The organism is Pseudomonas grimontii, from assembly GCF_007858185.1.
Taxonomy (GTDB): domain Bacteria; phylum Pseudomonadota; class Gammaproteobacteria; order Pseudomonadales; family Pseudomonadaceae; genus Aquipseudomonas; species Aquipseudomonas grimontii.
In genome coordinates, this window is the sequence record NZ_VFES01000015.1 from 19,083 (window position 1) to 33,205 (window position 14,123).

Annotated in this window: 16 protein-coding genes; 8 read left to right on the forward strand and 8 right to left on the reverse strand. The window is 63.2% G+C overall.

Features of this window, described 5'->3' with window-relative positions:
* Positions 1 to 29 precede the first annotated feature (29 nt).
* Positions 30 to 1,241, forward strand: coding sequence for an MFS transporter (locus tag FIV39_RS22025; RefSeq protein WP_090403567.1), 1,212 nt, complete (start codon positions 30 to 32; stop codon positions 1,239 to 1,241).
* 109 nt (positions 1,242 to 1,350) lie between these two features.
* A complete protein-coding gene (locus FIV39_RS22030) occupies positions 1,351 to 2,526 on the forward strand; it encodes a GGDEF domain-containing protein (protein WP_090403565.1) in 1,176 nt (391 codons plus the stop codon).
* On the opposite strand, the gene FIV39_RS22035 is transcribed toward FIV39_RS22030, so the two are convergent.
* Positions 2,508 to 2,951, reverse strand: coding sequence for an MAPEG family protein (locus tag FIV39_RS22035; protein ID WP_090403562.1), 444 nt, complete (start codon positions 2,949 to 2,951; stop codon positions 2,508 to 2,510). The genes FIV39_RS22030 and FIV39_RS22035 overlap by 19 nt on opposite strands.
* Positions 2,944 to 3,249 (reverse strand): DUF2834 domain-containing protein, encoded by a 306-nt coding sequence (locus tag FIV39_RS22040; RefSeq protein ID WP_090403559.1) that lies wholly within the window; start codon positions 3,247 to 3,249, stop codon positions 2,944 to 2,946. The genes FIV39_RS22035 and FIV39_RS22040 overlap by 8 nt, the downstream gene beginning before the upstream one ends.
* A gap of 83 nt (positions 3,250 to 3,332) precedes the next feature.
* Here FIV39_RS22040 and FIV39_RS22045 point away from each other — a divergent pair, with 83 nt between their 5' ends.
* The gene (locus tag FIV39_RS22045; protein WP_090403557.1) at positions 3,333 to 4,118 is read left to right on the forward strand and encodes a helix-turn-helix domain-containing protein; all 786 of its coding nucleotides are present in this window, start codon (positions 3,333 to 3,335) and stop codon (positions 4,116 to 4,118) included.
* Between the two features lie 56 nt (positions 4,119 to 4,174).
* A complete protein-coding gene (locus FIV39_RS22050; protein WP_090403555.1) occupies positions 4,175 to 5,881 on the forward strand; it encodes an amidase in 1,707 nt (568 codons plus the stop codon).
* Positions 5,882 to 6,231: 350 nt separating this feature from the next.
* Here the strand turns inward: FIV39_RS22050 and FIV39_RS22060 are convergent, their stop codons facing one another.
* The 3 genes from FIV39_RS22060 to FIV39_RS22070 form a co-directional block, all read right to left on the reverse strand.
* Positions 6,232 to 6,516 carry a RidA family protein gene (locus tag FIV39_RS22060; protein WP_090403554.1) on the reverse strand — a complete coding sequence of 95 codons (285 nt, stop codon included), beginning with the start codon at positions 6,514 to 6,516 and terminating at the stop codon, positions 6,232 to 6,234.
* Entirely contained in the window at positions 6,513 to 6,731 is a 219-nt protein-coding gene (locus FIV39_RS22065) for a DUF6434 domain-containing protein (protein ID WP_090403551.1), read from the reverse strand. The genes FIV39_RS22060 and FIV39_RS22065 overlap by 4 nt, the downstream gene beginning before the upstream one ends.
* A 101-nt stretch (positions 6,732 to 6,832) precedes the next feature.
* Positions 6,833 to 7,927, reverse strand: a complete 1,095-nt coding sequence (locus FIV39_RS22070; RefSeq protein WP_090403549.1) for an SMP-30/gluconolactonase/LRE family protein — start codon at positions 7,925 to 7,927, stop codon at positions 6,833 to 6,835.
* Between the two features lie 222 nt (positions 7,928 to 8,149).
* Here FIV39_RS22070 and FIV39_RS22075 point away from each other — a divergent pair, with 222 nt between their 5' ends.
* Positions 8,150 to 8,578: a nuclear transport factor 2 family protein gene (locus FIV39_RS22075; RefSeq protein WP_024075865.1), complete on the forward strand. Its 429-nt coding sequence runs from the start codon at positions 8,150 to 8,152 to the stop codon at positions 8,576 to 8,578.
* 23 nt (positions 8,579 to 8,601) lie between these two features.
* Here FIV39_RS22075 and FIV39_RS22080 read toward each other — a convergent pair whose 3' ends face one another.
* A complete protein-coding gene (locus FIV39_RS22080) occupies positions 8,602 to 9,927 on the reverse strand; it encodes an aminotransferase-like domain-containing protein (protein ID WP_090403548.1) in 1,326 nt (441 codons plus the stop codon).
* 89 nt (positions 9,928 to 10,016) lie between these two features.
* Between FIV39_RS22080 and FIV39_RS22085 the strand changes: the two genes are divergently transcribed.
* The gene (locus FIV39_RS22085; RefSeq protein WP_090403546.1) at positions 10,017 to 10,907 is read left to right on the forward strand and encodes a DMT family transporter; all 891 of its coding nucleotides are present in this window, start codon (positions 10,017 to 10,019) and stop codon (positions 10,905 to 10,907) included.
* On the opposite strand, the gene FIV39_RS22090 is transcribed toward FIV39_RS22085, so the two are convergent.
* A complete protein-coding gene (locus tag FIV39_RS22090; protein WP_090403544.1) occupies positions 10,904 to 11,461 on the reverse strand; it encodes a YceI family protein in 558 nt (185 codons plus the stop codon). The genes FIV39_RS22085 and FIV39_RS22090 overlap by 4 nt on opposite strands.
* Before the next feature lie 87 nt (positions 11,462 to 11,548).
* On the opposite strand from FIV39_RS22090, the gene FIV39_RS22095 reads away from it, so the two are divergent.
* Together FIV39_RS22095 and yghX are read left to right on the forward strand one after the other, a co-directional pair.
* Positions 11,549 to 12,043, forward strand: a complete 495-nt coding sequence (locus tag FIV39_RS22095; RefSeq protein WP_090403542.1) for a PaaI family thioesterase — start codon at positions 11,549 to 11,551, stop codon at positions 12,041 to 12,043.
* A gap of 44 nt (positions 12,044 to 12,087) precedes the next feature.
* The gene (gene yghX / locus FIV39_RS22100; RefSeq protein ID WP_090403540.1) at positions 12,088 to 12,975 is read left to right on the forward strand and encodes a YghX family hydrolase; all 888 of its coding nucleotides are present in this window, start codon (positions 12,088 to 12,090) and stop codon (positions 12,973 to 12,975) included.
* A 159-nt stretch (positions 12,976 to 13,134) separates the two neighbouring features.
* On the opposite strand, the gene FIV39_RS22105 is transcribed toward yghX, so the two are convergent.
* Positions 13,135 to 14,013, reverse strand: coding sequence for a LysR family transcriptional regulator (locus tag FIV39_RS22105; protein WP_090403538.1), 879 nt, complete (start codon positions 14,011 to 14,013; stop codon positions 13,135 to 13,137).
* Positions 14,014 to 14,123 lie beyond the last annotated feature (110 nt).

The window sequence follows — 14,123 nt, forward strand, 5'->3', positions numbered from 1 at the left end:
CAGTTCGCTGCCTTGTATGGAATGCCTGCATGTCGACCTTGACCGCATCACCTGCCGCTACATCGAGTCCGCCTCAAGTAAGCCCGTTAGTCATGCGTATCCTCGGCGCCTGCGCCCTGGCGCATCTGATCAACGACCTGATCCAGGCCGTTCTGCCGTCGATCTATCCGATGCTCAAGGCCAATTACGGGCTGAGCTTTACCCAGGTCGGCCTGATCACCCTGACCTTCCAACTGACCGCCTCGCTGCTGCAACCCTGGATCGGTTACCACACCGACCGGTATCCCAAGCCGTGGCTGCTGCCGGCGGGCATGGTCTGCACGCTGGTCGGCATCCTGATGCTGGCGTTTGTCGGCAGCTTCCCGGCGATCCTGCTGGCGGCAGCCCTGGTGGGCGTCGGCTCATCGACCTTCCACCCGGAAACCTCGCGCGTCGCGCGCCTGGCCTCCGGCGGGCGCTATGGCCTGGCGCAATCGACCTTCCAGGTCGGCGGCAACACCGGCAGCGCGCTGGGGCCGTTGCTCGCGGCGGCGATCATCATTCCCTATGGCCAGGGCAACATCGCCTGGTTCGGACTGTTTGCCGTGTTCGCGATCCTGGTGCTGTACGGCTTGAGCCGCTGGTACCGCAACCACCTCAACCTGTTCAAGCTCAAGCAAGGCGGCAAAGCCACCCACGGCTTGTCCAAAGGCCGCGTGACGTTTGCCCTGGTGGTGCTGGCGGTGCTGGTGTTCTCCAAGTACTTCTACATGACCAGCCTGACCAGCTACTTTACGTTCTACCTGATTGAAAAATTCCACCTGTCGGTATCGAGTTCCCAGATGTACCTGTTCCTGTTCCTCGGTGCGGTGGCCGTAGGCACCTTCGCGGGTGGACCGATCGGCGACAAGATCGGGCGCAAGAAAGTCATCTGGTTCTCGATCCTCGGCGCCGCGCCGTTCACCCTGGCCCTGCCCTACGTCGACCTGTTCTGGACCGCCGTGCTCAGCGTGGTGATCGGCTTTATCCTCGCCTCGGCGTTCTCGGCCATCGTGGTGTTCGCCCAGGAACTGGTGCCCGGAAACGTCGGCATGATCGCCGGGATCTTTTTCGGCCTGATGTTCGGCTTCAGCGGGATTGGTGCGGCCTTGCTCGGCTTGCTCGCCGACAGCCACGGCATCGAGTACGTCTACACGCTGTGTTCATTCCTGCCGCTGGTGGGGATCCTGACGATACTGCTGCCGTCGACCAAAGGCGTCTAGACCGCCGATTATCGGATGGCTGTATGCCATTATCCTTTGTGCTCTGAAAAACCTGCGTGTGCGCTTACAATCCCGGTCTAAACGCACACCCAGGCAGACCCGGCACGAAATGACGCTCGACCCTCCCACGATTTTGGCACTCACGGTTGCCCTGGCCGCCGCTGCCGCCCTGTACCTGGCTATCGAATGGCGCAGCGTGCGCGAACCTTCGCTGTTGTTCTGGAGCGCCGGTTTCGCCACCATCACCGTCGGCTCCACCCTGGCCCTGCTGCGCATCAATGGCTACTTGCTCATCGGCATCTGGTTTGCCAACGGCTTGCTGGTGGCCGCGCACTGCCTGTTTTTGCTCGGTGTCGCACGTTTTACCCATGTGCGCCTGTCACCGCTGTGGCTGCTGATGCTGGTCGTCTGGCTGGGCATGCTGATGCTCCCGACCGACCTGCCGTGGTCCAAAGCCATGCTGGGCGTGCAGTCGCTGCTGGTCGCGCTGCCGACCCTGCGCGCCAGTTTCCTGCTGCGCCCCCATGGCCGATCATTGAGCATCGGCGCGGTGCAACTGCGCTATGTGCTGCTGATCCACGGAGTGTTCTACGTGGCCAAGGCGCTGTCGGTGGTGATCCCCGGCACCTTGATCGACCTCGCCGCGTTCAAGGGCGAGATCATCCAGGTGTCCCTGGTGGAAGGCGCCATGGCGATCATGCTGATTGCGCTGTCGATGACCGGCTCCGAACGCTACCGCCGCGAGCAGCAGATCGCCCGCCTCGCCGCCCGCGACCCGCTCACCGCCCTCTACAACCGCCGCGCCCTGGACCTGCGCGCGCCGCGCCTGCTGGCCCAGGTGTCGGTGCAACACCCGGGTGCCCTGCTGCTGATCGACATCGACAACTTCAAGTCGGTCAACGACCTCCACGGCCATACCGCCGGCGACCGCCTGCTGATCGCATTGAGCGAAATGATCCGCGGCGTGGTCCCCCAAGGCGCATTGGCCGCACGCCTGGGTGGGGACGAATTCGTGATCCTGCTGCACTCGGCCTCGACCGAGCAGATCGTTGAACTGGGCAGCAGCCTGCGCGAACAGTTTCAGCAACTGGCCGCGCATACCTTCACCACGCCTGCGCCGGTGACCCTGAGCATTGGCGCCAACCTGTTCGACCAACCGCAGGCCAGCCTGGCAGCACTGATCGAACAGGGGGACACCACGCTGTATGAGTCCAAGCGTGGCGGACGGGATTGCATCCGGTTGGTGGATCGGACGGGGTCTGGTTCCTACAGCGAAAGGTCGTAATTGACCGCCACACTGCTCCCCGCCATTACGCCCAGCCCGAACAGGCACGCCACCCCCAGCCCATACGCCAGCGTGCGCCACGGCTGCCATCCCGCCAGATACATGAGCGTATGGGCCATCCGCGCCAGGGTGAAACCGCCGCACAACCAGGCAGTGGTCGCACCGGCAGTGCCCAACGCCACACACAACCCGCCGAGCACAAAGAACAGCGGGATATTCTCCAGGTCATTGGCCCAGGCCCTGGCCGCGCGACTCACCTGGGGTAACTCCACGGAACGCGCAGCACGCTTGAAGACCGCCGCATCCTCACGGTTGGTGAACGCCAGCCCGCGAAGCCGGAAAAATCCCTGATAGCAGGAAATGCCAAACATCTTCAGGCACAGCACCAGTACGCACAGGGCGTAGATGTGCAACAGCTCATTCATCCCGAAGTCCCTTCAGCACGATGTAGAGCAACGGCCCGACCGAGACGAACACCGCCGTCAGCAAGAAGTAAGGCAGCACCGACGCCAGCGACCGCCCCCGCGACCGTGCATCCCGGTACATCCACACACACGCCAGCGCAGCCATCAGGTACAGGTCGATCACCACCTGCGCGGTGTCCGGGCGCGACATCAACTCCCGTCCGAAGGCCAGCAGTGATTGTTCTGCCGTGAGCAGCGTGAACAGGGTGTACAGCGAAAAGCCCAGCAGGGCGGCGAGTGGCAGATAAGGTGTGCGCATGGTCTGTTCCTTGACGTGATCGAGGCCCACCCTAGTGATAAGGTTGCTCCCCTCGCAATGACCTCGGAGGTCATAGTCACGCCATGGATAACCCCGCTACTGCCGGCGAACACTTGCGCCAGCTACGCCGACAGGCTGGTCTGAGCCAGCTCGACCTGGCCCTGATCACCGGCGTTTCCCAACGCCACCTCAGTTGCCTCGAAACCGGCCGCGCCAAGCCGAGCCCAGGCACCTTGCATCACCTGCTCAGCGCGCTGGAAACACCGCTGGAGCAATGCAACCGCGTATTCCTCGCCGCCGGTTTCGCGCCCCGCTACACCGCCACCCCGCTGGCCTCCCCGGCCATGACCGCGATTCGCGAGGCGGTCAGCCATGTCCTGCACGCCAACAATCCGGCCCCGGCGATCCTGCTGGGCAGCCACTGGGAAGTGCTGGCGGCGAATGCCAGTACTGGCGTGCTGTTGGAACTGGTGGGGGTCACGCCGCCGATGGAAGGCCTGAACCTGCTGACCACCCTGCTGCAGCCCGGAGGCCTGGGCGACCACCTGATCAACGCCGAAGAAATCCGCACCCTGGCCTGGCAACGGGCAAGCCGCGAAGCGTTGGGTAACCCCGTATTGGCCGCGTTACTGGCGAGCTTGCCCGCCCCCGCCCACACAACGCCGCCGGCTGAAATGCCGCCGCTGGTGTTGACCCGCCTGGATTCCAGTCGGGGCGAGCTGAACTTCCTGTCCACTTTCACCACCTTCGGCATGCCCCAGGACATCACCCTCACCGCCCTGCGCATCGAACATCTGATTCCCGCTGACGACGCCACCTGGCAGGTGATGCGCGCCGCCTATGGGGAAAATGCCGCACTGGTTTTGTGAAATATCTGTACGTAGACTGCCGCCATACCTCAACTTAAGGCGGCGAAGAAAACGTCATGCAAGTTACCGAAGTCTCCATTGCCCAATTGCGCGCGGCCCTCGAATCCGGCCAGACCACGGCCGTTGAACTTGTCCAGGCTTACCTCGCGCGGATCGATGCCTACGACGGTCCACAGACCGCTACCGCACTCAACGCCGTCGTCGTGCGCAACCCCGACGCCCTGAAGGAAGCCGAGGCCTCCGATGCACGCCGGGCCAAGGGCGAAACCTTGGGGCCACTGGATGGCATTCCCTACACCGCCAAGGACAGCTACCTGGTCAAAGGGCTGACGGCCGCCTCGGGCAGCCCGGCCTTTGCCAGCCTTGTCGCCCAGCGCGATGCGTTCACCATCGAGCGCCTGCGCGCCGGTGGCGCCATCTGCCTGGGCAAGACCAACATGCCGCCGATGGCCAATGGCGGCATGCAGCGTGGTGTGTATGGCCGCGCGCAAAGCCCGTATAACGCCGACTACCTCACCGCGCCATTCGCCTCCGGCTCCTCCAACGGTGCCGGCACAGCCACCGCCGCCAGCTTTGCCGCCTTCGGCCTGGCGGAAGAAACCTGGTCCAGCGGCCGTGGCCCGGCGTCCAACAATGGCCTGTGCGCCTACACCCCGTCCCGTGGGGTGATTTCGGTGCGCGGCAACTGGCCGCTGACCCCGACCATGGACGTGGTGGTGCCCTACGCCCGCACCATGGCCGACCTGCTGGAAGTGCTCGACGTGGTGGTGGCCGACGACCCGGACACCCGTGGCGACCTCTGGCGCCTGCAGCCGTGGGTACCGATCCCCAGTGTCGCCTCGGTGCGCCCGGCGTCTTACGCTGAACTGGCGGTCAACACTGAAGCCCTGGCCGGCAAGCGCTTCGGCGTGCCGCGCATGTACATCAATGCCGACCCCGAGGCCGGCAGCAGCGAAAAGCCCGGCATCGGCGGCCCGACCGGGCAGAAGATCAACACCCGCGCCAGCGTGATCGACTTGTGGCATGCCGCGCGCCAGGCCCTTGAAGCCGCTGGCGCCGAAGTCATCGAGGTGGATTTCCCGCTGGTGTCCAACTGCGAAGGCGACCGCCCTGGCGCGCCAACCGTGTTTACCCGTGGCCTGGTGTCCAAGGAATTCCTGCACGATGAACTGTGGGAACTGTCGGCCTGGGCCTTCGATGATTTCCTGCGCGCCAACAACGATCCGGCCCTGAACCGCCTGGCCGATGTGGACGGGCCGAAGATCTTCCCCCACGACCCCGGCACCTTGCCCAACCGTGAAGACGACCTGGCTGCCGGCATGGACGAATACGTGCGCATGGCCGAGCGCGGCATCACCCCGTGGAACGAGATCAGCACCGTCCCCGATGGTCTGCGCGGCCTCGAGCAAACCCGGAGGATCGACCTGGAAGACTGGATGGATAAGCTCGGTCTCGACGCGGTGCTGTTCCCGACCGTGGCCGATGTGGGCCCTGCGGATGCCGATGTGAACGAAGCCAGTGCGGATATTGCCTGGAGCAACGGCGTGTGGGTGGCCAACGGCAACCTCGCCATCCGCCACCTGGGCGTACCCACTGTTACCGTGCCCATGGGCGTGATGGCGGACATCGGCATGCCGGTCGGGCTGACCTTTGCCGGGCGGGCCTACGAGGATTCGGCATTGCTGCGGTTTGCTGCGGCGTATGAAGCCACCGGCAGCAAACGCCTGATCCCGCCGCGCACGCCGCCACTGACCACACACTAACTGGCGCAATGCAATCCAACTGTGGGAGGGGGCTTACTCCCGATGAGCATGGGTATCTACACAACTTGCAGATCCTGACAAATCTCCCTGCCCTATCTGCCGGGGGTTCAGCGTTGAGCCAAAGTTGTGTAGATACCTATGTCCCGATGAGGGAGTGTCAGTTGATGCATCCGTGGCTGACCCACTGCAATCGGGAGCAAGCCCCCTCCCACAGTTCTAACCGCATTTCAAGTCAGGCCATATAGGGCACGGCAATCAGCAGGATTGCCGTGCCATGGCAGCCCGTCGCCGCCAACACGCCATGACGCATATTGAGCAACACCACCACGCCTTGACTGATCATCGACGGTTCAACCGTGGGCCACCGCGATCATGTCGATCTCCACCGCCGCCGACTTCGGCAACTGCATCACCCCCACTGTGATGCCGGCGGCGATTTGTGCCTGGGCCAGGGTCAAGGTGTCACCGACTTTACCCGGCAGCATGATCGTGTCGCCGACGCGCGGGATCTGCCCGCTGATGTACAGGTGGTTGCCGTCGCGCACCAGCGGCGTGTAGTCGCCGCCGACTTTGAATTCATCCAATTGATAGCCGAGGCGTTGTTGCACGGCCTGGTATTTTTCATCCGGTGTCATGGGCGTGAGTCCTCGTTGCGACGCTGCCACTCATCCACCACGTCACCCATCGTCTTGGGCGTGGTGCTGCGGATCCAAGCCATGAAGGGCCGGTCGAACTTGAACTCCGTGCCGCAGTGCTCACGCATGAAACGGCGTACGTTCTGGGTGTTTTTGTAGTGTGAAGTGACAGGCGTGCTGCGGGTGATGGGGGCGCTGTGCCAATCGAAGTCCATTTGCGTAACGCTCTGATGTTTCAGGAGCACGCAGCATAGCGCTAAATAGCCACTGTGAACGCCGGCCAAGCGGCGCTGACAATGGCTTTTTTCAGCGCCTATCAGGCGAAATCCGCACCTCGCGTATTGACGAACAACGCGTAGATCGAATGGCTGCCGGCCATGAACAGGCGGTTGCCTTCGCGCCCCCCAAAGCACAGGTTGGGGCAGCGTTCCGGCAGCGAGATATGCCCGATGGCCTTGCCCTGAGGGTTGAACACGCGCACGCCGTCGAGCTTTTCCAGGTCGGCCTTGGGGTCGCCATTGCCGCCCCAGCCACACCAGAGATTGCCACTCTCGTCGCACTTGATGCCGTCCAGCGCGGCGTATTCCAGGCCTTCGATATGCTTGCGCCGCTCGCCGAGGGTGCCGTCGTCCTTGACGTCAATGGCCCAGATCAGCCGGTTGGGCTTGGCGCGTCCTTCCACCACGTAGAGGGTCTTTTCATCCGGCGAAAAGCACAGGCCGTTGGGACCGTTGAGGTCGTCGATCACCCGCGTGACCTTGCCGCTGTCAGCGTCGATGCGATACACGCCATGGGGCTGGGTGGGGGTGATCTTGTGGCCTTCGTAGTTGTTGCCGGTCTGGAATGGCGGGTCGCTGAACCACACCGATCCATCGCGCTTGCACACGATGTCGTTGGGCGAGTTGAAGGGCTTGCCGTCAAAGCTGTCCGCCAGCACGGTAAGGCTGCCGTTGTGTTCGGTGCGCGTGATACGCCGCCCCTGGCCAGAGGTGGTCGACCCTTCGCACACCAACAGACGGCCCTGGCGATCGCGGCACATGCCGTTGGAAAAATTGGCGTTTTCGCGGTACACCGACAGGCTGTCGGTCACTTCGTCCCAGCGCACGATGCGGTTGTTGGGAATATCACTGAGCAGCAGGTAGCGGCCATCGCCGATCCACACCGGTCCTTCGGCCCAGCGCAAGCCGGTCGCCAGGCGCTCAACGCTGGCATTGAACAGACGCAGTTCGAGAAAACTGTCGTCGAGCACCTTGATCAGCGGGTCTGGATAACGCTGGCTCAACGGCTCGGCCGCGTCTGCCAGGCGAGGCAGGTTGCCCAGCACCGCCACCGACGCGGAAACCGCCAGGGAGCGCTTGAGAAAGACTCGGCGGCTGTGTTCGGAGCGGGCAGGCGAAGGGGGAAAATCCATGGGTATCTCCGTTATTTTATTGTTAGACGGGAGACTAGTTTTAACCTGTGATGAGACATCGTACAAGATTGAAAGCGTCGCGAATCCCATACAAAGCAAGGCAATGCGCAAATAGTCTAAATTTTACTTTCCAAAAGCCTTCTGACTATTGCAATGTTGTACGATGACATGCCTAGTAACATGTTGCCCGTACACCTCCCCAACAACAATAAGGAAACACCCATGCAAAACGTCAAAGTGCTGATCGGTTTTCTCTGCCTGTTCAGCGGGTATGTGGCCGCTGCCCCTGCCGCCGACAAAGATGTCGCCCAAGCGGTCGACCACCTCACCCAGGCCATGCTGCATAAAGACCTCAAGCAGCTCCAGAGCCTGACCGCCGAGAACCTCACCTACGGCCACTCCAGCGGCAAGATCCAGAACAAGCAGGAATTCATCGCCGATATCGAGACCGGGCGCAGTGGTTTCAAGACCCTCGAAATGCAGAAGCAGACCATCACCTTGAGCGGCGACACCGCCCTGGTGCGCAACCACTTCTCCGCCCTGGCGGTGAACAGTGGCAAAGAAGTGCCGACCGAAATCGAGAACTTCCAGATCTGGCAGAAGCAAAAAGGCCACTGGCTGCTGATCGGCCGCCAGGCGTTTAAATTCTGATGGCTAGCGGTGAGCCATCGGGCTCACCACTGCACCACCTTGCGCACCTTCACTAACGCCTCGCGCAGCGCCGGCATGTCCACCGACCCCAAGGCCAGTCGCAACGCGTGGGGTACGTGGGCCGAAACGGCGAAGGGCTCGGCGGTGGAGACGGAAATGCCGTCGCGCTGCAGGGTCATGGCGACTTGATCGGCGCGGGCCTCTTCCGCCAGGGGCAACCACAAGAAATACGATGACGGGTGGCTGGTGTAGGCCACCCCCTTCAACACCTGCGCCGCCAAGGCTTGCCGCGCCCGCGCATCCTGGCGCTTTTGGGCTTCAAGTTGCGCCACCGTGCCATCCTCGATCCAGGCAACCGCAATCGCGCTCATCACCCCCGGTACGTTCCAGGTAGTGGCCATGATGGTGCGCTCCAGTGCTTTGACCCAAGCCAAAGGGGCGGCGATAAATCCCACACGCAGGCCGGTCGCGACACTTTTGGACAGCCCGCCCACGTAGACCGTGCGCTCCGGTGCCAATCTCGCCACGGGCAGCGGCACGTCCTCGGCCAGGAACGCGTAGGCCGCGTCCTCGATGATCATCAGGTTGTGCTGACGGGCAATCGCCACCAACTGCTCACGCTGCGCCAGGCTCATCACCCAGCCCAACGGGTTATGCAAGGTCGGCATGCTGTACACAGCACGCACCGGGCGCTTGCGACACAGGTTTTGCAGGTAGTCCAGGTCCGGGCCGTCGGCGGTGACCGGGACGGCGACGATCTCCAGGTGCAGCGTCTCGGCCAGCACCTTGAACCCCGAATACGTCAAGGCGTCGACGGCGATCACATCACCGGGCTTGAGCAAGGCCATCATCGTCACGGCCAACCCGTGCTGGGCGCCGCTGACCACCAACACCTGTTCGGCCTCCACCGTCAGCCCTCGACTCAACAGATGCCGCGCGACGGCGGCGCGCTCATGCAGGCGACCGGCGTGGGGCTGGTAACGCAGCAGTGCTTCGAGGTCGCCGGACAGCGCCAACTGGCGCAATGCGGTGCGCAGCAAGTCGGCCTGGCCCGGCAAGGACGGGTAGTTGAAATTCAAGTCCAGCACGCCCGCCGCCACGCTCATCTGCCCGCTGCCCTGCCCCGGCGGCAGCGAGATTTCGCGCACAAAGGTGCCTCGACCGGTCTCGCCACTGACCAGGCCCATGGCCTCCAGCTCGGCGTATACCCGGCTGGCGGTGACCAGCGCCAGGCCATGCTCGGCGGCCAATTGGCGATGGGTCGGCAGCCGCGTGCCGGGTGGCAGGCTGCCTGAGCGAATGGCCTCGGCGAAGCGATCGACCAACGACTTGTAACGCGCGCGCGGCATAAGCGATGTATCCATGACAATTTTTTGATTGTCTTTATCTTCGACCCTAGGATGCCTGCCACGCAACTCATCCTTCTCGGGCACCGCTCATGGACCGTACCTCTCCCCTCAGTACCCTGGACACCCGTACCCAAGGCTGGATCAACGGCTTTATCGGCGTGGTGATTTTCAGCGGCTCGTTGCCGGCCACGCGCCTGGCGGTGATGGAATTCGACCCGGTGTTCCTCACCCTGATCCGCGCCGCCATTGCCGGCCTACTGGGGCTGGCCTTGCTGTGGCTGTTCAAGGAAAAACGCCCCGCGCGCCCTCAATGGATGCCCCTGGCCATCGTCGCCCTTGGCGTGGTGATCGGTTTCCCCCTGCTCACTGCGCTGGCGCTGCAATACGTAACCTCCGCGCACTCCATCGTGTTCATCGGCCTGCTGCCGCTGGCGACCGCTGTGTTTGGCATACTGCGCGGCGGCGAGCGCCCGCGCCCGGTGTTCTGGCTGTTTTCGATCCTCGGCAGTCTGCTGGTGATGGGTTACGCCTTTGCCCAAGGCTTGAGCGCCGCGCCTGCGGGTGACGTGCTGATGCTGTTGGCGGTACTGGTGTGCGGACTGGGGTATGCCGAAGGCGCCAAACTGTCGCGCAGCCTGGGCGGCTGGCAGGTGATCTGCTGGGCGCTGGTGGTGTCGTTGCCGGTGGTGGTGCCGCTGAGCCTGCTCCTGGCGCCGCCTGGCTTCAGCGGCATCAGCCTGCCGGCCTGGTTGAGCCTGGGCTATGTATCGCTGTTCAGCATGCTGATCGGTTTTGTGTTCTGGTATCGCGGCCTGGCCCAGGGTGGCATTGCCGCCGTCGGCCAGTTGCAACTGCTGCAACCGTTCTTCGGCCTGGCGCTGGCAGCGGGCTTGCTGCATGAACAGGTGAGCCTGGGCATGCTGCTGGTGACGGTCGCGGTGATCGGCTGCGTGGCCGGGGCCAAGCGGTTCGCACGCTAACGCTGCGGCGCGACCATCTTGAACTTGATGTTGATGTCGTCGGAGACCACGCTGTTGCCGGCCCACTCGCCTTCGCCGATCTTGAAGTCGCCGCGCTTGAGGATGAACTCACCGTCGAACACGCCGATGCCATCCAGCTCCTTGAGCACCACGCTGAGCGCCACCGGGCGCGTGGTGCCCTTGATCGTCAGGTTGCCGCTGATGTTGAAGCGGTTATCCCCCAAGGCCGTGACACCGGTGGACTCATACACGCCCACCGGATAGCTCGCGGTATCGAACCACGAGGCCCGTTGCAGCTCGTTGTTCGCATCGGGGCTGCCGGCATCGATACTCGCCAGCTGGATCTTGAGCAAGGCGTGTCCGGTCTCGGGCTTTTGCGTGTCAAAGCTCAGCGTGCCTTCGAAGTCGCCGAAGGTGCCATACACCCGCTGCCCCAACTGCTTATAGGTAAAACTGATCTGGCTGGCGGTGCGGTTGACGTCCGTGTATTCGGCCGCCTGGGCGCAGCCGATCAATCCAAGGACAAGGGCCAACGGCAGAATTCGACGCTTCATGCCACGCTCCGCAAAAGAATGGATGTATTCCCATCAGGTGCCTGTCCTGCTAAACAGAATAGTCGCTCACAACAATAAGGATGCTGCATGCCCACCCCTTCTCTACAGGACCTCACCGCGCCGGAAGGCATCTGCTACGGTTGCGGCGGCAGCAACCCCCATGGCTTGCACATCAAGAGCCGCTGGGATGCCGATGGTGTGCATGTCGTCGCCGAACATCACCCCGAGGCAAAATACAGCGGCTGGCCCGATCTGGTCTACGGCGGCTTGATCGCGATGCTGGTGGACTGCCACTCCAACTGGACCGCCATGGCCTACCATTACCGTGCCGAACAGCGCGAACCCGGCAGCCTGCCGCGCATCGACTGCGTCACCGGCAACCTGGGCATCAAATTTATCAAGCCCACGCCGATGGGCGTGCCCCTCACTTTGCGCGCTCGGGTCGAAGGCGAAGTGGGCCGCAAAAGCCGCGTGGTCTGCGAGGTGTACGCCGGCGAGGTGCTCACGGCCATCGGCGATTCGCTGTTCGTGCGCGTCGACACCCGCGAACTGGCTGCGGCCGCCCATGGCCGTGAAGGCTGATCCTGGTCTACATTGACTGGCACCGCTAATCGAGGACCGAACCGATGACTCGTCTCACCGCGAAAGACTTTGCCCCCGAACTGCTGGAACTCTATGACGGCTATGCGCACGGCAAGCTCAACCGCCGCGAATTTCTCGACCGCGCGGCGCTGTTCACCTTTGGCGGCCTCACCGCCTCCGCCCTGCTGGCGGCCCTGAGCCCCAACTATGCCCTGGCCGAACAGGTGAAATTCACCGACCCGGACATCGTCGCTGACTACATCACCTACCCGTCGCCCAAGGGCAACGGCACGGTGCGTGGCTACCTGGTGCGCCCGGCCAAGGCCGCCGGCAAGCTGCCTGCGGTGGTGGTGGTCCACGAAAACCGTGGCCTCAACCCCTATATCGAGGACGTCGCGCGGCGCCTGGCCAAAGCCGGGTTTATCGCCCTCGCGCCGGACGGCCTGACCTCGGTGGGCGGCTATCCCGGCAACGATGAAAAAGGCGTGGCGCTGCAACAGACAGTCGACCCGACCAAGCTGATGAACGACTTCTTCGCCGCCATCGAATGGCTGATGCACCACGACAGCAGCACCGGCAAGGTCGGCATCACCGGCTTCTGCTATGGCGGCGGCGTGACCAATGCGGCGGCGGTGGCTTACCCGGAACTGGGCGCGGCGGTGTCGTTCTACGGGCGCCAGCCGGAAGCCAAGGACGTACCGCGCATCAAGGCGCCGATCATGCTGCATTTCGGCGAGCTGGATACGCGGATCAACGAGGGTTGGCCGGCGTATGAAAAGGCCCTGAAGGCTGCCGGCACGACCTATGAAGCGTATATCTACAAGGGCGCCAACCATGGTTTTCACAATGATTCGACACCGCGTTATGACGAGGCGGCGGCGAATCTGGCGTGGGAAAGGACACTCGGTTGGTTCCGTAAATACCTGGCCTGAGTGCAGTCCAAATGTGGGAGGGGGCTTGCCCCCGATTGCGGTGTATCAGCAACAATTGAGGTAACTGACCCGCCGCTATCGGGGGCAAGTCGAATCGTCGCACCGCCCCTCCCACATCGACCATCACTACCTTAATGTTTCTTTATGCTCCAAGAAAACTCAGACACTCCCACCCTCCCCCAGCAACCAGTCCTTGAACACCAGCATCGCCGAGGTCTCGGCCCGCGACTGCAAGCGCGTCAGCCAGTAGCTGCCAGTGGTGATGCCGACGTCGAATGGCTGGCGAATCACATCACTTTCCAGTTGCCGCGAAAACATCAGCGCTGGCGCCAGCGCGACACCGCTGCCTTGCAGCGCCGCTTCCATCATCGCCAGCGACGAGTCGAACACGATGCTGCGCGGCACCAGGGTGTCGGCGGGCAGCCCGGCAGCCTGGAACCACAGGTTCCACTCATCGGCGCGGTAGGAGCGCAGCAGCGTGTGTTTCAACAGGTCGGCCGGCGCGTGCAACTGTTCGGCGAGTGATGGCACGCACAGTACCGTGAGCGGCGACTCCAGTAATTCAACGGCCTCCGTGCCGTGCCAGGCGCCGGCACCAAAACGGATCGCGTAATCCAGGCCTTCGGCAGCCACGTCGACGCGGTTGTTGTGGGTGGACAGACGCAGGTCGATGAACGGATAGCGGCTTTGGAAGTCCGGCAGACGTGGCAGCAGCCAGCCGACGGCAAAGGTGCCGACCGCCCCCACAGTCAGCACCTCGCGGTAATGCCCGCCCTCGAACTGGCCTAGGGTATGCGCAATGCGGTCGAACGATTCGCGGACTACCGGCAGCAGGGTTTCGCCTTCGCGGGTGAGCATCAGCCCGCGCGGCAGGCGCTTGAACAAGGTGACAGTGAGTTGCGCCTCCAGGCTTTTGACCTGATGGCTGACCGCCGCCTGGGTCACGCACAACTCGATGGCGGCGCGGGTAAAGCTCAAATGCCGGGCAGATGCCTCGAAGGCGCGCAAGGCATTGAGAGGTAAATGGGAGCGGAGCATGCTGACCCCAGATTTTCTAATGGCTGGTGCGAGATATCATCGTTTGCCCAGGGCCGGCGAACTGCCTACATTTGCCTCGCCCGCGCAGGCTCTTCATTCAATCGATCATT